Here is an 18,492-nt window from a genome sequence, read left to right as displayed (position 1 = left end):
GCCGCGATGGTTCAGTCGAGATCTGTGCGCGTCCAGCCCAGCCAGCTGTCGCACTCGTAGACGATGGCATTGCCCGATTTGGCCGCCAGCTGGGATTGAATGATGCCCATGGGCTCGCCATGGCTGAAAGCATGCTTGAATTCTTTGCCGATCAAGGCCAAAAGAGCGGCTGCGAGCGAAGCCAGGCTGGTCGCCTTGCCCCGGGACACGCCGGCGTTGTCGTCGATGGTAACGACGGACATATGCTACTCCTAACTGTACAAGGGAATTGTGCAGTGCAGTGTAACATACCTCTATGCGGAACGCCAGGCGCTATGACGGCACATTATGAAATAGCGGCATGGCCGGCCTGGGGAGTGCGGCGGGCCAGGCATTTTTATGCGCTGCAAAAAAATCGCATCATGCCGGCTGGTAGGACAGCACCAGCGGAGAGCCGGCATGACGGCGGCCCAACCCATTTTTGTCGCGGCCTACACCGAGGCCGCCGGCACGTCCGGCTTGGCGATGAGCGCTTCCTTGGCGGCCTCTTTGAACACCGCGTCGGGCGGCAGCACGATCGAAGCCGAGCGCACCCTCTGCTCGTCCAGATCGCGGCCCGGCGGCTGGACGCCTTTTTGCAGCTCCATCGCCGCCTTGCGCAGGCGGTGCCGCGCCATGATGATGCCGCTGTCCGTCGCCACCAGGTTTTCTTTGCTGCGATCGACAATGGCGCCCATGCTTTCCTGCAGCGAGGCGTCCTGGATGCCTATGCCTTCGATGCCGCTGTAGGTGACGCCGGCCTTCTGGGCGGCGCGGTCCATCAGGTAATCGTTGTCCTTGTTCTGCGCGGGAATATAGGTGCCGGGTATCAGCTTGACGTGGATGCCCTTGCCGTCCTCCATCGCCTTGCGTTCTTCGGGCGTCAGGGCGCGGGTGGGATGGTAGTCGTAGCTCCAGGCCCAGCAGGTCTCTTCGTCGATGGGAATCCAGAAATGACCGTGGATGGGATGGTCGCCGCGCGGCGGAATGGCGGTGAAGCAGGGCATGACCCACTGCGTGATGCGCCAGTAGTAATTGCCGTTCTCGGCGTTGCGGCGCGCGCCGATCAGCAGGCCGCCCTTCGATTCGACCACTTCGAACTTGACCTTGTAGTCGCCCAGGTTGTACTGGTTGCCCTTGGCGCCCTTGAACAGCGGATCGTGGTTGAGCGCGCCGCTGTGCAGGAAGGACACGTGGCTGGAGTCGATGCCGCCCTCCATGGCCTGCAGGTAGTTGCAGTCCTGGAAGCGCTTGGAGACGTAGCTGCGCTCGGGCGCCACGGTGCAGAACTCGAATTCGGGCGGTTCGGGCTGCAGTTCGGGCGGGCCCATATAGGTCCACAGTACGCCGCCGCGCTCGATCAGCGGATAGGACTTGAGCTTGATGCGCGCGGCATAGCCGTTTTCAACCGGCTCCGAAGGCACGTCCACGCATTGGCCCGTCACGTCGTACTTCCACCCATGGTACGGGCAGCGCAGGCCGTCCTCTTCGTTGCGCCCGAACCAGAGCGACACGCCACGGTGCGCGCAGAACTCGTCCACCAGGCCCAGGCGCCCGCTGCTGTCGCGAAACGCCAGCAGGCGTTCGGACAGCAACTGCACCCGCACCGGCGCACAGTCCGGCTCGGGAAGCTCCTCGGACAGCAGCGCCGGTAGCCAGTAGCGGCGAAACAGTTCACCCATCGCCGTGCCCGGCCCCGTGCGCGTCAGCAGTTCGTTCTGTTCCTGTTTTGTTGCCATGCTTGTTCTCCTCGCGGCAATAATGAAAATCCCTTTGGCAGGAGCGCCGCCTATTGCGGGCGAGGGGCTGGACCTTCGTTGTTCCGTTATAAAGAACGGCGTTCCTATATAGGGATAAGATAGCACCGAAGAAAACCGTCTGTCAATACGGAAAGAACCGGGCGGCGCGCCCATCCCCCGTCGAAAAGGAAGCGCCGCGCCAATTTCTTGTTGACTGGGAACACGGCCAGGACTACATTCGTTTGTGCCTTTATATAGATCAATGTTCCATATAAAGGAATAAAATCAATGATGCCACGCGGCTTACAGGAGACAAGCAATGAAAAAACGACCGCTGTACCTGTTCCAAAGCTTCATGTTGTTCAGCCTGTGCGCTGTGCTTTCCCTCCATGCCTCCCATGCCCGGCCCACGCCCGACGAAGTCGGGGCGGTCCTGTCTTATGAAGGCCAGGACCGCGAACAGCGCCTGCTCGAGGGCGCCCGCAAAGAGGGCACCGTCGTCATCTATACCTCGCTGAACCTGAAAGACTCCGTGCCCATCACCGAGGCGTTCGAAAAGAAGTATCCGGGCGTCAAGGTCACCCTGTGGCGGGCGGGCAGCGAGAAAGTGCTCAATCGCGCAGTCACCGAAGCGCGTGCGGGCCGCTATTCGCCGGACGTCATCGAAACCAACGGCCCTGAAATGGAAGCCCTGTACCGCGAGCAGATTCTTACCCCCTTCTTCAGCCCGCATTTCAAGGACATACCCGACGTCGCCTTTCCCGAACATCGGCATTACGTGGCCGATCGCTTCAACTTCTTCGTACTGGGCTACAACACCGACCTGGTCAAGGAAGACGAAGTGCCCGGCAGCTACGACGACCTGCTCGACCCGCGCTGGCACGGCAAGGTCGCCATCGAAGCCGGCGACAGCGACTGGTTCGCGGCCGTCGTCAAGAACATGGGCGAAGAAAAGGGGCTGGAGTACTTTCGCAAGCTGGCCGCCACCAAGCCGCAGATACGCACCGGCCACACATTGATCGCCGAACTGCTGGCCGCGGGCGAAATGCCCATGGCCGCCACGGTCTACAACCAGAATGTGGAGCGCCTGCGCCTGAAAGGCGCGCCGGTGGGCTGGAAGCCGTTGGCGCCCACTTTCGGACGCCCCAACGCCATCGGCATCGCCGCGCACGCGCCCCATCCCCATGCCGCGCTGCTGTTCACCGACTTCATGCTGTCCCGGGAAGGGCAGGAGCTCATCAAGGCCCGCAATCGCGTTCCCTCCAGCAATGCCGTCGACAGCCCGCTCAACAAGTTTCCCTACAAAATGATCGACCCGGTCATCGTGCTGGACGAGGCCCGGAAGTGGCAAGCCATATGGGAAGACCTGTTCCTGAAGGATCAGGCCGCTTCGAAGCAAGGTTGAACCTGCGCGGGCGGCGTTCCAGCGCCGCCTTGCGCAGCCTACGAAACGAGGAAGAGACATGGCCGATGAATCGCACCACTTCAGCACCAAGGACCGCACTTTCCTGCGCGCCATCGCCGGCGAATACAGCCTGAAGGACGAGCTCGAACGCCTGAGATCCGCGCCCCGCGTCATCAAGGGCGCCACGATCAAGCTCAAGGACGGGCCGCAGTCATTCAGCCGCCATTATGTCGAACCGCCCGACGGGCTCACGCAGACGCTGCACATCCATCTGGAGGAATACGCGCCGGGCGGGCGCAACGGCAAGCATGGCCACGTGAACGAGGCGGCCTTCTACATTCTGGATGGCGTGGGCTATGAAATCCATGACGGCATCCGCTACGACTGGAAGGCGGGCGACGTGGCCATCGTGCACAGCAACTGCGTGCACCAGCATTTCAACGCCGACCCGAAAAAGCCGGCCCGGGCCCTGGTCATCAAGACCAAGCCCATGTACATGTTCATGAACATGCTGTTTCAGAAACGTGTGATATCGCGGCCCAAAGAGCCCGCCCCCGGCGCCGAGGGCTTCGAGCCGCGGCAGCTCGAGGACGACTACAACCACTAGAACCCGGCGGAACGCCGGACGGCGCGCCGCCGCAAGGCGGCGCGGCCGAGTTACAGCGCGTCGACTCCCGCGGCGTGCGCCTGCTCGTCGGCATGGTACGAGGAACGCACCATGGCGCCCACGGCCGCATGGGTGAAGCCCATGTCGTAGGCTTCGCGCTCGAACATGGCGAAGGTGTCGGGATGCACGTAGCGCAGCACGGGCAGGTGGTGCTCGGAAGGCTGCAGGTACTGGCCGATGGTAAGCATGTCGACGTTGTGGGCGCGCAGGTCGCGCATGACCTCGAGGATTTCCTCGTCGGTTTCGCCCAGGCCCAGCATCAGCCCCGATTTGGTCGGCACGTCGGGGTGCAGCGCCTTGAATTCGGACAGCAGCTTGAGCGAATGCTGGTAGTCGGAGCCGGGACGGGCCTGCTTGTACAGGCGCGGCACGGTTTCAAGATTGTGGTTCATGACGTCGGGCGGACCGCCGTTGAGGATGGCCAGCGCGCGGTCGAGACGGCCGCGGAAGTCGGGCACCAGCACCTCGATGCGGGTCGAGGGCGACAGCTCGCGCACCTTCTGGATGCACTCGACAAAGTGCGCGGCGCCGCCGTCGCGCAGATCGTCGCGGTCGACCGAGGTGATGACCACATACGAAAGCTTGAGCGCGGCGATGGTGCGCGCCAGGTTGAGCGGCTCGTCGACGTCGAGGGGATCGGGCCGGCCGTGGCCGACGTCACAGAAGGGACAGCGGCGGGTGCATTTATCGCCCATGATCATGAAAGTGGCCGTACCCTTGCCGAAGCATTCTCCGATGTTGGGACACGAGGCCTCTTCACAGACGGTATGCAGATTGTGCTCGCGCAAAATGCGCTTGATGTCGTAGAAGCGCGAACCGGGCGAGGCCGCCTTGACGCGGATCCACTCGGGCTTCTTGAGCCGCTCGGCGGGAATGATCTTGATGGGAATGCGCGAGGTCTTGGCTTGCGACTTCTGTTTCTGGCTCGGATCGTAGCCAGGTGCAGCGCCTGCCGCTTCGTGGGCGGCGGGCCGATCGAGGGGTGTAGTCATTACCTGTTCCCGAGGTGCGAAACCGGCGGCTTCGCGTTCAACAAGCGGCCGCGCCGGGCAGCCGCATAATGGAATGGCCGGCACCGACAAGCACGACACGAGGCGCGCGGCCAGCGCTCATTTTAACGCCGTTCGCCCAAAGCAGCTAAACCGGCGCGGCGCGGCCGAACGGAGCCCGACCGAACGCGGCCCGACCGTTTGCCTTGCCCCGTAAGCCGTCTCATAATAGGGGTCTACCCCAGGGCCGGTCGATACCAACATAAACCCCAACATAAACCGCCCCCTTATCGGTATGGAGCCGACGCCATGGAACGACTCTCCAGTGCAAGCCTGCAAGCGGTACCCGGTCACATCGCGCGCCCCGGCTATCCGCGCGACGCCCTGCCCACGCGCATCGTCCATCTGGGCGCCGGCGCCTTCCACCGCAGCCATCAGGCCGTCTACACCGACGACGCCATGCAGGCCGGCGAAGCGCTCTGGGGCATCCTCAGCGTCAGCCTGCGCAACGCCGCCCTGGCCCAGGCGCTGGGGCCGCAAGACAATCTCTACACCCTGCTGGTGCGCGACGACGACAAGCTCGAAGCGCGCATCATCGGCAGCATCGCCCGCAGCGCCTGCCTGCGGGACGAACGCCAGGTCGTGCTCGACGCCCTGACGTCGCCACAGACCCAGATCGTCACGCTGACCATCACGCAAAGGGGATACTGCTACGATGCCGTGCACGACGCCCTCGACGTGGACGATCCCGACATCCGGCTGGACCTGAATTCGCCCCAGAACGCCGGCACCGCCATCGGCCTGCTGGCCTGGGCCATATACCAGCGCAAGCGGCTGGGCCTTGCGCCCTTCACCCTGCTCAGCTGCGACAACATGGCCGCCAACGGCAAAGTGCTGCAACGCGTGCTAGAGCACTACATCGAGCGCGTGCAGCGCGACCTGGGCGACCATGATCTGCTGCAGCACTTCCTCGACCGCTACGCCTGCCCCTGCTCGCTGGTCGACCGCGACACCCCGCCGGCGCGGGCCGGCGACCTGGCTCAGGTCGAAACGCTGCTGGGCCTGCACGACGCGGCGCCGGTCGTCACCGAGCCCTTCTCGCAATGGGTCATCCAGGACTGGTTCTCCGCCGGCAGGCCGCCGTGGGAAGAGGCGGGCGCGGTCCTCACCGCCCACGTCCTGCCCTACGAGCAGATGCACGAGCGCCTGCTGGGCGGCGCGCAATGCGCGCTGGCCTACCTGGGCAGCGCGGCCGGATACCGGACCACGCACGAAGCCATGCAGCTGGCCGACATGGCGCGCTTCATCGACGACCTGATGGTCGACGCGGCGGCCACCCTGCCGCGGCTGGCCAAGCCCGGCTGGCAGGACTACAAGGCGCGCCTGCTGCGCCGCTTCACCAACAGCGCCGTCGAGCGCTCCATTTCCCAATCGGCCATGGACGGCACCCTGGTCCTGCCCGGCAGCATCATCCAGCCCATGCAGGCCCGCCTCGCCCACGGCCTGCCCATCGACCGCCACGCCCTGGTCGTCGCGGCCTGGATACGCTGCCTCACGGGCCTGAACGAGCGCCTCGAAGAACTGTTCGTTAACGATCCACTGCGCGACAAACTGCTGGCCGCCGTCGACAAGGCCGGCGGACGCCGGGCCAGCCCGCACGATCTGGTCGATGCGGTGCTGCAGGTCGAGGCCGTGTTCGGCGCCTCGCTGCCTCAGGACATGGAGTTCACCCGCTGCATCACCGCCGCGCTGCAAAGCCTGCTCGAAAACCGCGTCGCGGGGGCGCTGGCGGCAATCAACGCGGCCGACAGCGTGCAGTAAGCGCTTCAGCGGCGGGCGGGCGCCGCCGTGCCGGTACGCTGTGGGCGTCCGCCGTGAATATCTGCAGGCGCCGGCTCGCCTATTCGAAACGCCCGCTTTCCCAGCGCCAGGCGTCGCGGCACATGTCGGCGATGCCTTTTTCGGCCCGCCACCCCAGGGCGCGCCAGGCCAGCGTGGTGTCGGCCCAGCATGCGGCGATGTCGCCGGGGCGCCTTTCCACCACCTCGTAGGCGATCTCCCTTCCGCTGGCCGCCTCGAAGGCCTCGATCATCTGCAGCACCGAATAGCCGGTGCCCGTGCCCAGGTTGACCGTCAGCATGTCGCCCTCGGATTGCAGGCAATGCCGCAGCGCCGCCACGTGCCCTTCGGCCAGGTCCATGACGTGGATGTAGTCGCGCACCCCGGTGCCGTCCGGCGTGTCGTAGTCGTTGCCGAACACCTGCAGGCGCGGGCGCTGTCCCGAGGCCACCTGGGCCACATAGGGCATGAGGTTGTTGGGCACGCCCTGCGGCGCCTCGCCGATGAGGCCGCTGGGATGCGCTCCCACCGGATTGAAGTAGCGCAGGCGCGCGATGCGCCAGCCCGGTTCGGACCGGTGCACGCTTTCGAGAATGTCCTCGACCACGAGCTTGCTGTGGCCATAGGGATTGGTTGCCGAGCGCGGATGCGACTCGACCAGCGGCAGCTGCTGCGGGTCGCCGTATACGGTGGCGGACGACGAAAACACGAAGGTGCGCACACCCGCCTCGCGCATGGCCTGCAGCAGGCATACACTGCCATGGACATTGTTGTCGTAGTAAGACAGCGGCAGGCGGGTGGACTCGCCCACCGCCTTGAGCCCCGCGAAATGCAGCACGGCGTCAATGTCGTGGTCGGCGAACAGGCGCTTCAGCATATCGGGGTCGCGGATGTCGCCCTCGACGAAACCGGGACGGGCGCCTGTGATGCGGGCGACGCGGTCGATGACGTCGGCGCTGCTGTTGCACAGATTGTCCAGAACGAGCACGCGATGGCCGGCCTGCTGCAGCGCGACCACCGTATGGCTGCCGATGAAGCCGGCGCCGCCTGTGACGAGAATATTCGATGCCATATTGCTGGACCGGCCGCGTTCCGCGGCGAAGCGAAGCGGGGCCGAAATATTGTTGAGGACAGACCCGCAGTGTACCGCCCCGGCGGCTCCGGTTTATTCCGGCATCGGCCCGTCCGGGCCGTTCTCTTTATAATCGCGCCATGACAACGAAAATCCTCATCGTTCGATCATCCTCGCTGGGCGATCTCGTCCACATGCTGCCGGCCATTTCGGATATCGCGCGGCACGTTCCGCATGCGCGCATCGACTGGGTGGTCGAAGAGAATTTCGCCGAGATCCCCGCCTGGCACCCCGCCGTCAACGAGGTGATCACGGTGGCGCACCGCCGCTGGCGCAAGCACTGGTGGTCGCGCCAGTCGCGCAACGAGCGGGCGGCGCTGCGCGAAACCCTCAGATCGCGCCAATACGACGTCGTGCTGGACATGCAAGCACTGATGAAATCCGTGTGGGTGGTGCGTCAGACCCGCGGCCTGCGCCATGGCCTGGACCGCAAGTCGGCGCGCGAACCGCTGGCGTCGTTTTTCTACGACGTCAAGCATACGGTCAAGTTCTGGCAGCCGGCCGTCACGCGCCAGCGCGAACTGGCCGCCGCGACCTTCGGCTACCAGTACGAGGGGCCGCCCGATTTCGGCCTGCAGGCCTTCACCGACGGACAGCCCATCGAACCCTACGCCATCATCATGCCCTCGGCCAGCCGGCCGGACAAACTCTGGCCGGCCGAAGACTGGCACGCCGTATTCGACCGGCTGCAGGAGCACGGGCTCGATCTGAAGCTGCTCGCCGGCAACGAGGCCGAGGCCGCCCGCGGCCAGGCCTTGATCGCCGGCCGGCATGGCGCCGAGGTGCTGCCGCGCATGAACCTGACCGACATCGCCAGGGTCGTGGCCCGCGCCCGCATCATGGTGGGGCTGGACAGCGGCCTCACCCATCTTTCGGCGGGCCTGGGCCGGCCGACCATCGGCATCTACAAAGCCTCTACCCCGGTGCGCACGCCGCTGCAGGGCGCAGCCTATACGGCCAGCCTGGGCGAGCGGGGCAACGCCCCCTCGGCGCAAACCGTCCTCAGCGCCGTCGAACAGGCGCTCGACTACAGCAAGCCGGCTCCGCTCACCGGGCAGTCCTCCGCCGGCCAGGGCCTGTCGACGTGAATCGCTTCGCCTACACCGCCTGCGTCACCCTGCTGGCACCTGCGCTGCTCGTCTGGATGGGCCTGCGCGCCCGGCGCGCCGGCGGCCGATGGGAAGTCATGTCGGGCCCGCGCTTCGGACGCTACGCCAAGGCCGCGCCCCAGCGCCGGCCGGTTTGGGTCCACGCCGTAAGCCTGGGCGAAACGCGCGCCGCCCAGCCGCTGATACAGGCCCTGCTCGACGAAGGGCGCATCGTCCTGCTCACCCACATGACGGCCACCGGCCGCGCGGAAGCCGGACGCATGTTCGCCCAGGCCGTCGCCGAGGGCCGCCTCGTCCAGGAATGGCTGCCCTACGACTTTCCCGGCAGCGTGCAGCGCTTTCTCGCTCATTACAGGCCCTACATGGGGGTCATGATCGAGCGCGAAGTCTGGCCCAACATCATCGCCACGGCGCGCCGCATGGGCATACCCATGGTCCTGGCCAGCGCCCGCTTCTCGGATCACTCCCTGCGCCAGAGCCTGCGCGCCGGCCGGGTCATGCGCGAGGCCTACGAAAGCCTGCAGGCCGTCTACGCCCAGACCCTGCAGGACGCGCAGCGCCTGGAACAGGCGGGCGCCGTCGCCGTGCGGGTATCGGGCAATTTCAAATTCGACGTCTCGCCGCCGGCGGAGGAAGTAGCGCGCGGCAAGGCTTTCGCCGCCGCCCTGCCGCGCAAGATGCTCACCATCGCCAGCACGCGCGAGGGCGAGGACGAGCTCTTCGTCAATGCCATCGCGCAGCAGCTCAAGCGCGCGGCGGCCCTGGGCAATCATCTGTCCGATGAAGTCCTGTTCTGCCTGATCCCGCGCCACCCCCAGCGTTTCGATGAAGCGGCCGCCCTGCTTGCCAAGGCCGGCATTCCATTCGTGCGCCGCAGCCAGTTCGCCAGCGGCGACGGCACGGCCTCGCGCAACATCAAGGCCTGCGCCACCGCGGCGGTGCTGCTGGGAGACAGCATAGGCGAAATGACGCGCTACTACGCCGCCAGCCAGATCGCCATCGTCGCCGGCAGCTTTGCGCCCCTGGGCGGGCAGAATCTGATCGAGGCTTGCGCGGTCGGGCTGCCCGTCATCGTGGGGCCGCACACGCGCAACTTCGAGCAGGCCGCCGCCGATGCCATCCAGGAAGGCGCCGCCTTGCGCGCCCCCGACGCCGCCAGCGCGGTTCAGCTCGCGCTGCAGCTGCTGGACGATCCGCAACGGCTGGGCAGGATGGGAGAAGCGGGCGCCTGCTGGGTCAAGCAACATGCGGGCGCGGTCGAGCGCGTGCTCATCGGGCTGCACGAGCTGGCAGCCGCGTAGGCGTCCTGAAGCGCCCGGACCAAAGGGCGCCATGCGGCCCGCGTTCAAGAACCCGGGGGGCGGGTTCCGAAAAACCCTACATGCCGTGGTACTTGCGGCCCAGCTCGAGCGTGGCCCGATAGAAGCCCTCTTTGCTGCCGCAATCGTAGCGGATGCCTTCGTATTCGTAGCCGAATACGTCGCGCGCCTTGAGCAGGCCCGCGATGCCGTCCGTGAGCTGGATCTCGCCGCCCACGCCGGCCTGGGTCTGGCGCAGGTGCTCGAAGATTTCGGGCTCGAGCACATAGCGGCCGACCACCGCCAGCGTGCTGGGGGCGTCCTCGGGCAAGGGCTTCTCGACGATGCCTTCGACCCGGCTGGTCTTGTCGTTGACGCGGGGGCCGGAAATGATGCCGTACTTGTTGGTCTGGCTGCGCTCGACATTGTTGATGCCCAGGACGCTGCCGTTCTGCTGGTGCGCGGCTTCGACGAGCTGGCGGGTGACCGGCGTCTGGGCGTCGATCAGGTCGTCGGCCAGAATCACCACGAAAGGCTCATTGCCCACGATGGGCGCCGCGCACAGCACGGCGTGGCCCAACCCAAGCGGCGCGGGCTGCCGCGTATAGATGCAGTTGACGTACGAAGGGATCACGTTCTGCACGGCGTGCAGCAGCTCGGTCTTGTTCTTGGCGGCCAGATCGGCTTCGAGCTCGGGGGCGCTGTCGAAGTGGTCTTCGATGGCACGCTTGTTGCGCCCCGTGATGAAGATCAGGTCGGTCACCCCGGCCGCAATGGCTTCCTCGACCGCATACTGTATCAGCGGCTTGTCGAAAACAGGCAACATCTCTTTGGGCATGGCCTTGGTGGCCGGCAGAAAGCGCGTGCCCATTCCCGCCACGGGAAATACAGCTTTGCGAATAGGTTTCATAGCTTAGCGGTCGATTGAAGAAAAACTTGAGGGAAAGGCGCTCATGATTGTACCTGCGCGGCCGGGCGGGCCGCCCGAGTCCGCCGAGGCATGCGGCGCCTGAATAGCTGCAGATTTCCCAAGGGCCTGTTAACGCCTGTCATGAGCGGACAGCACCGGTTCACCCAGGACGATGCGCTCGGCGTTGAGCTGGGACAGCCGTGCCGGCGAGCGCCCCTCCTGGCTGGGCGGAACGCCGAAAAAACCCTGGCCGTAGGCGAACAGGCCCACGTTCACGGCAACGATCAGTAAAAGCAGCAAGCGCATGATGGATACCTCTTCAACACAATGGTCAAGACCTGGCAAAGGCCAGGCAGGCCAGGCCGTCCAGCACCGGCGCATCCAGCCAGCGGGCCGCCTGCTCCGGCAGGCCCAGGCCGGCGCGGGCACGGGCCAGCAGGCGCAGGGTCTCGTCCCGCACCGCCGGCCAGCCGCCCCCCGAGACATACAGTTCGGGCGGCACGCCGCTGTGCTCGAGCCCCGCCATCCATTGGCGCAGCACGGCGCCGGCCTGGGCCGCCGCCACCCCCGTGGCGATGGCCTGATGGGTATGGGTCGGGTACAGCGCGGCGTCTCCTTCGCCCATGGGCAGGTTGGCCGTGCCCGCCGACAGGGACGACAACATCATGGCCGGCCCCGGCAGTATCAGCCCGCCTGGAAACTCGAAGGCGGCCTCGTCCACGGCGCCGCTTCGGACCGATGCGGCCGACAGCGGCTGCAAGGTGTCGATGGTGGTGGCCGTGCCGAAGTTCGCTAGCAAGGCGCAGGCCCGTCCGCGCGGCGGCGCCATGGCGCTTCCCGCCGGGCTGCCTGAATCCGCCGACCGGCGTTCCCGCTCGTGCCGTGCCAGGCCCAGCATGGCGGCCCAGCGGTCGGCGCCGAGTTGAGCCGGATCGCGATAGCCGTTGCGCACGCCCATGGCCGATGCGCCCGCCTGGATCCACTCTATAGGCCGCTGAAGCAGGGATTCGAGCATCGCCGCGACCGCTTCGCCCGCGACATTGACGCCCAGCACATGCGAAGGCCGCGCGGGCAGCGCCGCCAGCCAATCGCGGGCCGCCTCCAGATCATTGGGCGTGAATGCATGGACGCAACGGGCCCGGGCCGGGCTCCCGGCGTCCATCCAGTCCAGCTTGATGCGCGTATTGCCCGCGTCGACGAGAAGCATCATGACTTCGGAGGATAAAGGCTGCGGTCCACGGGCAGCGGCCGCACGGAGACCTCTCCCACCGACACCCGCACGATATCCCCCGCCGTCCTGACCAGCAGCTGGCCGTGCTCGTCGACGCCGCCGGCAATGCCCGCATGCAGGATCCTTCCGTCGTCGAGCACCTCGATATGCTGGCCCAGCAAATGGTCCACCGAGGCATAGCGCTCGGGAAAGCCCGCGAAGCCCTCGCGCACCACGCGGGTCAGCGCCTGCGACCAGGCCCGCGCAATCGTCAGCACGATGTCGTGGGCCTCGGCGCGCCGGGCCCGCTCGTCGCAGGCAATGATCTCGGTCCAGTCGGCCACCGAACGGTTCAGCGAGCTGCTGAGGGCGCGCGCGTCATGCAGGTTCAATCCAAGGCCGATGATCACGACATGGTGGTCGGCCGACTGCCGTATGGCGCCCGAGCGGGTGGCCTCGACCAGTATTCCGGCCAGCTTTGAAAACCTCCATTGCAGATCGTTGGGCCATTTCAGCGACAACAGCGGCTGGTTGTCCGGCTCGAGCAGGCTGCGCAGCGCCTCGCAGGCCGCCACCCCCGCCAGGGGCGACAGCGCCGGCAAGGAGCGCGGCGGGAGAAAGACGTCGAAGGCGCAGGAAAACATCAGATTGGCGCCCGGCCGGTTCTGCCAGGTGCGGCCCGCGCGGCCGCGTCCGCTGTCCTGCAAATGGGCTCCCAGCAGCCAGGGGCGGGCCGGCTGGCTGTCGCTGCGGGCCAGCTGCAGCAGATCGGCATTGGTCGAGCCGGTGCGCTCGACCCAGTCGACGTGGCAAAAGCCGGGCAAGGCCGAGCGCAAGCGGTTTGCCATGGGCAAAGGCGGGGGCAGCATCGGCGACGCGGTGGCGGAAGGAGTCGAGTTCAAGGCGGAAAAGCCCGAAGGGCCGTCTGTATCAGGACATATTGTAGTGAAGGTCTACAATATTCCATCCGCCATTTTCCCAGCATCCATGTCCGCACGCACCGAACACACCACTTTCGCCGGCCTGGCCGGCGACATCGATTGCGCCATCGACTGGCCGGAAGGCACGCCCAGAGGCTGGGCCCTGGTGCTGCATCCCCACCCCCTTCACGGCGGCGCGCGCGACAACAAAGTGGTGACGACCATTTCGCGCAGCTGCGTTCAGCAGGGCCTGGCGGCGCTGCGGCCGAACTTTCGCGGCGTCGGCGCGTCCAACGGCGAGTTCGACAATGCGAAGGGCGAAACGGCCGACATGCACGAACTGGTCGCCCAGTTCGCACAACGCCATCCCGACGTCGCCGCCGGCCCCTGGGTGCTGGGCGGCTTCTCGTTCGGCACGGCCGTCGCGGCACAGCTCTATTCGGGCCTGCAAGAGCACCTTCCCCAGGCGGTGATACTGGCGGGCACGGCGGCGCAGCGCTTCACCTTCCGCGACATCGCACTGCCGGACGACACGCTGCTGATCCACGGCGAAACCGACGACGTCGTGCCGCTGGACGAAGCCATGGGCTTCGCCCGGCAGCACGAGCTGCCCATGGTGGTCATTCCCGACGCCTCGCATTTCTTCCATGGCAAGCTTCTGACGTTGCGCCGGCTCGTGCAGCAACGGCTGTCCCTGCTCGGCGCCTGTCGAGGCTGAAGCCGAAGGGACCGCCGCATGAGAAACACGCACAAGGCATATCATCGAAGCACGGCCGTCTGCCTATAATGGAGCGCGACGCGCAATTTGTGTTGAACACCGACTTTTTGATCTACGACTATCAATGACTCCTACCCCGCTACGTCCATTGACCGCAGTTTCCCGACAACTGGCCCTGAGCATCGCACTGGCTTGCGCCCCCGCGCTCGCCTCGGCCCAGGCCGACGCGCCGGCGCCGGCGACGGCCTCCGCGCCCGCCGAGGTCGTCGCAGTCGGCGAACTGTCGTCCATACCGGCGCCCGCGGTGCCGGCCAAGGCCTGGCTTACCCTGGACGTCAACAGCGGACAGATCGTCGGCGCAAACAACCCGGACCAGAAAGTCGAACCCGCCTCCCTGACCAAACTGATGTCCGCCTACGTCGTCTTCGACGCCATCAAGAACGGCCGCCTGTCGCTCGATCAGGAAGTCAACGTCTCCGAAAAAGCCTGGCGCACCGAAGGCTCGCGCATGTTCATCAACGTCAATACCCGCGTCAAGGTCGATGAGCTGCTGCAGGGCGTCATCGTGCAGTCGGGCAACGACGCCACCGTCGCGCTGGCCGAGGCCGTCGCCGGCAGCGAGGGCGCTTTCGTCGCCCTCATGAACGAAGAAGCCAAGCGCCAGGGGCTGGCCGACACGCACTACACCAACTCGCCGGGCCTGCCCGATCCCCAGCACATGACCACGGTGCGCGATCTGGCGACCCTGGCCGCCAACCTGGTCTCCGACTTTCCCGAGTTCCTGCACTACTACAGCCAGAAAGAATTCACCTACAACAAGATCAAGCAGCCCAATCGCAACCGGCTGCTGTGGGCCGATCCCACCGTCGACGGCCTCAAGACCGGCCACACCTCGTCGGCCGGCTACTGCCTGGTCTCCACCGCCCTGCGCGACGGCCGCCGCGTCGTCTCGGTACTGGTGGGCGCCGACAGCGACGCCGCCCGCACCGAGGCCAGCCTGAAGCTGCTCAACTGGAGCTACCAGAACTTCGACACGATCAAGCTGTTCGACGAAGGCCAGCCCGCCGTCCAGGCCCGGGTCTGGGAAGGCGAGGCCGAAACCGTCGATCTCGGGCAGACCACGCCCATCTGGATCACGGTGCCGCGCGGCAAGGGCCCCGAAGTCGAACCCATCGCCCGCTACACCCAGCCTCTCGTCGCTCCCCTGACCAAGGGCAGCGAGGTGGGCACGGTGTCGCTCTCGCTCGACGGCAAAGTGCTGCGCCAGGAACCTCTGGCCGTGATGAACGACGTGCCCCAGGCCGGCTTCTTCGGCCGCATGTACGACAAGGTCCGGCTCATGCTGCAATAAGCGGCTGCCACGGCACGTATCCATCCTCTTGCGCCCAGGGCTTACATCATGATTCCCGACGTCGACGGCGACAGCGTCGTCTATCTGAATGGCCAATATCTGCGTCTGGCCGACGCAAAAGTGTCCGTGCTCGACCGCGGCTTCATCTTCGGCGACGGCATCTACGAAGTCGTGCCCTTCTACCGGGGCGAGCCCTTCCGCATGGAAGAGCACCTGGCCCGGCTCGAACGCAGCCTGGCCAGCATCGGCATCGATCCCGGCTACAGCCGCGACGACTGGCGCGCGCTGGTGCACGGCATGGCCTCGCGCAGCGGCCATAGCCATTTCACCGTCTACCTGCAGGTCACGCGCGGGCCGGCCAAGCGCGACCACGCTTTTCCCCACACCGCCCAACCCACGGTCTTCTGCATGGTTTCGCCGTTTTCGCGCCCCGATGCGCGCATGCGCGAACAGGGCCTCACCGCCATTTCCGTGCCCGACATCCGCTGGTTGCGCTGCGAGATCAAATCGGTTTCGCTGCTGGGCAACGTGCTGGCCAAGCAGCAGGCCGTCCAGGCCGGCGTGGACGAGGTGCTGCAGTTTCGCGACGGCTTCCTGACCGAGGGCGCGTCCTGCAATGTCTGGATCGCGCGCGACGGCGTCCTGCTGGCGCCCCCCCTGGACAACCTCATCCTCGAAGGCATACGCTATCGTTTCCTGGAAGAGCTGGCGGCCAAGGCCGGCATTCCCTTCGAATCGCGCCGGATTGCGCAGGCCGAAGTGGCGCAGGCCGACGAGATCATGCTGTCGTCCGCCACCAAAGAGGTGCTCCCCGTCGTCCAGTACGATGGCAATCCCGTCGGAAACGGCAAGCCGGGCCCCATTTATGCCGCACTGCGCGCCGCCTACGACCAGATCCTGGGTTGAAACGACATGGTCACCACACCGCCCCCCATTCCGCCCGAAGAATCCCTCATCGAGTATCCCAGCGACTTTCCCATCAAGGTCATGGGCAAGAGCCATCCCGAGCTGGCCCAGCGCCTGACGGAAGTCGTGCTGCGCTTCGACCCCGGCTTCGATCCGGCCACGGTCGAGATGCGCGCCAGCAAACAGGGCAACTACATCGGCCTGACCTTTACTGTGCGCGCCACCTCGCGCGAGCAGCTCGACGACCTGTACCGGGCCCTGCACGGCCATCCCCTGGTATCGATAGTGCTGTAATGATTGCCGTCAAATGGCTGCCCCGGCCCGCTCCCTATCCGCAGGTATGGCAGGCCATGCAGCGCTACACCGAAGATCGGGGCCCCGATACGCCTGATGAAATCTGGCTGGTCGAGCACGAGCCCGTCTACACGCTGGGCCAGGCCGGCAAGCCCGAACACATTTTGAACAGCGGCGCGATTCCCGTCGTCCGCTCCAACCGGGGCGGACAGGTCACCTATCACGGGCCGGGCCAGGTCGTGGCGTACTGCCTCGTCGACCTGCGCCGTGCCGGCTTGTACGTGAAGGAATACGTCGCCTTGCTGGAGGACACCGTCATCGGGCTGCTGCGCGACCTGGGCCTGGACGGCGCCTGCCGCAAGCCGGGCGCGCCGGGCGTCTATGTGCCCGTGGGCGCGCCCTCCGACACGGCCGAACTGGCCAAGATCGCCGCCCTGGGCATCAAGGTGCGCAACGGCTGCGCCTATCACGGCATCGCCCTGAACGTCGACATGGATCTGACGCCCTTCCTGGGCATCAACCCCTGCGGCTACGAAGGCCTGCGCACCACCGACCTGGCCGAGCAGGGCGTGCGCACCACGGTGCAGCAAGCGGGAGAAGCGCTCGCCCGGCGCCTGGTCGATGACCTGACGCCGGCGCCAAAGCATTGAATCCGACGCCGCCGCAGCGGCGCTGTGTGTTCATTGGGCCGCCGCGCCCCGGCCGCGCTCGGGCACGGGCACGGGCACGAAGAATATGAACAGATTGGCCACGACGATGGTAAAGGCCAGGAAGGTAAAGGTCGCCATCAGGCCATAGGTGTCGGCGATCAGGCCGCCTATCACCGGCCCGATGGACGACCCCACGGCCTGGGTGCCGAACAGGAAGCCGATACTGGTGCCGCCCATGTTCTTGGGGGTCGAATCGAGCAGCCATGCCTGCAGAACGGGCCTGATGGCGTACAGGAAGAAGCCCAGCAGGGCGATGAACAGGATGAACAGGTTGGACTGGCCGGCCAGCACCATGAAGACCAGCACCACCGCCGTCATGCCCATGCTGCTCATGACGATGCGGCGGCGGCCCATCTTGTCCGACAGGTGGCCGGCCACCGGCGCCGCCAGAAAGCCCGCAGCCTGCAGCGTGAACAGGCAGGCGCCTACCCAGAAAGGCGAATAGCCCATCTTGTGCGCCAGGTAGACGGGCAGAAAGGTGAGCAGCGTGGTCTGGGTCATGGAGCGGAAGGCCGAGCTGACCGCGAGCAGGATCATGATGCGGTTGCGCACCAGGCTCTTGAACCCCGTGCCGTATTCCTTGAGGCTTTGGCTCGCCTCTTCGGCCGCCGCGGGGGCCTTCTTCTTGCGCGAACCCATGCGCAGAGCGCCCATGCTCACCAGAATGAGCACCGCCATGATCGCGCCCGGAACCACGTTGAGCACCACGATTTCGCGCCATGTGAAGGTGACGAGCAGGGCGCCTATGACGAGGGGCGCGATGGCATCGCCCGCGTTGCCGCCCATGCCGTGCACCGACAGCACCAGGCCTTTCTTTTCCGGATAGCGCTGGGCCAGCGTGGGAATGGCGGTGGGGTGCCAGAGGTTGTTGCCGATGCCGACCATCGAAATGCAGATCAGCAGCATGATGTAGTTATGGGCAAAGCCCATGAGCAGGTAGGGCACGCCCACCCACATCAGGGACAGGGCCATCAGCAGCCCCTTCTTGCCCACCGTATCGACCAGCATTCCGCCCGGCACATTGGACAGGGCGCCCGCCACGTACTGGCAGGTCATGATGAAGCCGATCTGCCCGTAGCTGAGACCCAGTTCGGCGCCGATCAGGGGCAGGATCAGGTAGAACGTGGCCGGATACCAGTGCGTCAGCGCGTGGCCCACGGTAATGAGCCATACGTCCCGGAACGATTTCCGGGGTGGCGCTTCGGGTGTGATGGCGGCAGTGCTCATGGCGTTTCCTTGCAGGGAGGTTGTGTCTCTATACCGCGCGGGGTTCCGGT

At 66.0% G+C, this 18,492-nt stretch carries 19 protein-coding genes; 10 read left to right on the top strand and 9 right to left on the bottom strand.

The genetic code is table 11. The features are described from left to right. Positions 1-11 precede the first annotated feature (11 nt). Together CSC67_RS19335 and CSC67_RS19330 are read right to left on the bottom strand one after the other, a co-directional pair. Complete coding sequence (locus tag CSC67_RS19335; protein ID WP_118996099.1) at positions 12-242, bottom strand: hypothetical protein; 231 nt, start codon at positions 240-242, stop codon at positions 12-14. A 228-nt stretch (positions 243-470) separates the two neighbouring features. Beyond that, positions 471-1,757 (bottom strand): aromatic ring-hydroxylating dioxygenase subunit alpha, encoded by a 1,287-nt coding sequence (locus tag CSC67_RS19330; protein WP_118996098.1) that lies wholly within the window; start codon positions 1,755-1,757, stop codon positions 471-473. A 319-nt stretch (positions 1,758-2,076) separates the two neighbouring features. Between CSC67_RS19330 and CSC67_RS19325 the strand changes: the two genes are divergently transcribed. Both CSC67_RS19325 and CSC67_RS19320 read left to right on the top strand, forming a co-directional pair. Then, the gene (locus CSC67_RS19325; protein WP_118996097.1) at positions 2,077-3,162 is read left to right on the top strand and encodes an ABC transporter substrate-binding protein; all 1,086 of its coding nucleotides are present in this window, start codon (positions 2,077-2,079) and stop codon (positions 3,160-3,162) included. 58 nt (positions 3,163-3,220) lie between these two features. Beyond that, positions 3,221-3,769: a cupin domain-containing protein gene (locus tag CSC67_RS19320; protein WP_118996096.1), complete on the top strand. Its 549-nt coding sequence runs from the start codon at positions 3,221-3,223 to the stop codon at positions 3,767-3,769. A 50-nt stretch (positions 3,770-3,819) separates the two neighbouring features. On the opposite strand, the gene lipA is transcribed toward CSC67_RS19320, so the two are convergent. Next, positions 3,820-4,821, bottom strand: coding sequence for a lipoyl synthase (lipA, locus tag CSC67_RS19315; RefSeq protein ID WP_118996095.1), 1,002 nt, complete (start codon positions 4,819-4,821; stop codon positions 3,820-3,822). Positions 4,822-5,127: 306 nt separating this feature from the next. On the opposite strand from lipA, the gene CSC67_RS19310 reads away from it, so the two are divergent. Continuing rightward, complete coding sequence (locus CSC67_RS19310) at positions 5,128-6,639, top strand: mannitol dehydrogenase family protein (protein WP_118996094.1); 1,512 nt, start codon at positions 5,128-5,130, stop codon at positions 6,637-6,639. A 79-nt stretch (positions 6,640-6,718) separates the two neighbouring features. Here CSC67_RS19310 and galE read toward each other — a convergent pair whose 3' ends face one another. Beyond that, positions 6,719-7,729 carry a UDP-glucose 4-epimerase GalE gene (gene galE / locus CSC67_RS19305; protein WP_118996093.1) on the bottom strand — a complete coding sequence of 337 codons (1,011 nt, stop codon included), beginning with the start codon at positions 7,727-7,729 and terminating at the stop codon, positions 6,719-6,721. 140 nt (positions 7,730-7,869) lie between these two features. Between galE and waaC the strand changes: the two genes are divergently transcribed. Then, positions 7,870-8,877, top strand: a complete 1,008-nt coding sequence (gene waaC, locus CSC67_RS19300; protein WP_118996092.1) for a lipopolysaccharide heptosyltransferase I — start codon at positions 7,870-7,872, stop codon at positions 8,875-8,877. Then, a complete protein-coding gene (locus CSC67_RS19295) occupies positions 8,874-10,199 on the top strand; it encodes a 3-deoxy-D-manno-octulosonic acid transferase (protein WP_118996091.1) in 1,326 nt (441 codons plus the stop codon). The genes waaC and CSC67_RS19295 overlap by 4 nt, the downstream gene beginning before the upstream one ends. 76 nt (positions 10,200-10,275) lie before the next feature. Here CSC67_RS19295 and galU read toward each other — a convergent pair whose 3' ends face one another. From galU to CSC67_RS19280, 4 genes are all read right to left on the bottom strand, one after another. Continuing rightward, positions 10,276-11,106: a UTP--glucose-1-phosphate uridylyltransferase GalU gene (gene galU, locus CSC67_RS19290; protein WP_118996090.1), complete on the bottom strand. Its 831-nt coding sequence runs from the start codon at positions 11,104-11,106 to the stop codon at positions 10,276-10,278. 129 nt (positions 11,107-11,235) lie between these two features. Further along, entirely contained in the window at positions 11,236-11,412 is a 177-nt protein-coding gene (locus CSC67_RS21405) for a hypothetical protein (protein WP_167752969.1), read from the bottom strand. A 25-nt stretch (positions 11,413-11,437) separates the two neighbouring features. Continuing rightward, positions 11,438-12,316, bottom strand: a complete 879-nt coding sequence (locus CSC67_RS19285; protein ID WP_118996089.1) for a type III pantothenate kinase — start codon at positions 12,314-12,316, stop codon at positions 11,438-11,440. Then, the gene (locus CSC67_RS19280; protein ID WP_245220302.1) at positions 12,313-13,164 is read right to left on the bottom strand and encodes a biotin--[acetyl-CoA-carboxylase] ligase; all 852 of its coding nucleotides are present in this window, start codon (positions 13,162-13,164) and stop codon (positions 12,313-12,315) included. The genes CSC67_RS19285 and CSC67_RS19280 overlap by 4 nt, the downstream gene beginning before the upstream one ends. A gap of 139 nt (positions 13,165-13,303) precedes the next feature. Between CSC67_RS19280 and CSC67_RS19275 the strand changes: the two genes are divergently transcribed. The 5 genes from CSC67_RS19275 (at position 13,304) to lipB (ending at position 17,155) form a co-directional block, all read left to right on the top strand. Continuing rightward, on the top strand, positions 13,304-13,954 hold the full coding sequence (locus CSC67_RS19275) for an alpha/beta hydrolase (RefSeq protein ID WP_118996126.1): 651 nt from the start codon (positions 13,304-13,306) through the stop codon (positions 13,952-13,954). 124 nt (positions 13,955-14,078) lie between these two features. Further along, positions 14,079-15,305: a D-alanyl-D-alanine carboxypeptidase family protein gene (locus CSC67_RS19270; RefSeq protein ID WP_245220301.1), complete on the top strand. Its 1,227-nt coding sequence runs from the start codon at positions 14,079-14,081 to the stop codon at positions 15,303-15,305. A 48-nt stretch (positions 15,306-15,353) separates the two neighbouring features. Then, positions 15,354-16,211, top strand: coding sequence for a D-amino acid aminotransferase (locus CSC67_RS19265; RefSeq protein ID WP_118996086.1), 858 nt, complete (start codon positions 15,354-15,356; stop codon positions 16,209-16,211). A 6-nt stretch (positions 16,212-16,217) separates the two neighbouring features. Next, positions 16,218-16,505 (top strand): DUF493 family protein, encoded by a 288-nt coding sequence (locus CSC67_RS19260; RefSeq protein WP_118996085.1) that lies wholly within the window; start codon positions 16,218-16,220, stop codon positions 16,503-16,505. Next, on the top strand, positions 16,505-17,155 hold the full coding sequence (gene lipB / locus CSC67_RS19255) for a lipoyl(octanoyl) transferase LipB (protein ID WP_118996084.1): 651 nt from the start codon (positions 16,505-16,507) through the stop codon (positions 17,153-17,155). The genes CSC67_RS19260 and lipB overlap by 1 nt, the downstream gene beginning before the upstream one ends. Positions 17,156-17,185: 30 nt before the next feature. Here the strand turns inward: lipB and CSC67_RS19250 are convergent, their stop codons facing one another. After that, positions 17,186-18,442, bottom strand: coding sequence for an MFS transporter (locus CSC67_RS19250; RefSeq protein WP_118996083.1), 1,257 nt, complete (start codon positions 18,440-18,442; stop codon positions 17,186-17,188). Positions 18,443-18,492: the final 50 nt, after the last annotated feature.

This window comes from Pusillimonas caeni (assembly GCF_003545815.1).
Lineage (GTDB): Bacteria > Pseudomonadota > Gammaproteobacteria > Burkholderiales > Burkholderiaceae_B > Pusillimonas > Pusillimonas caeni.
This window is presented reverse-complemented; position numbering and strand designations above follow the sequence as displayed.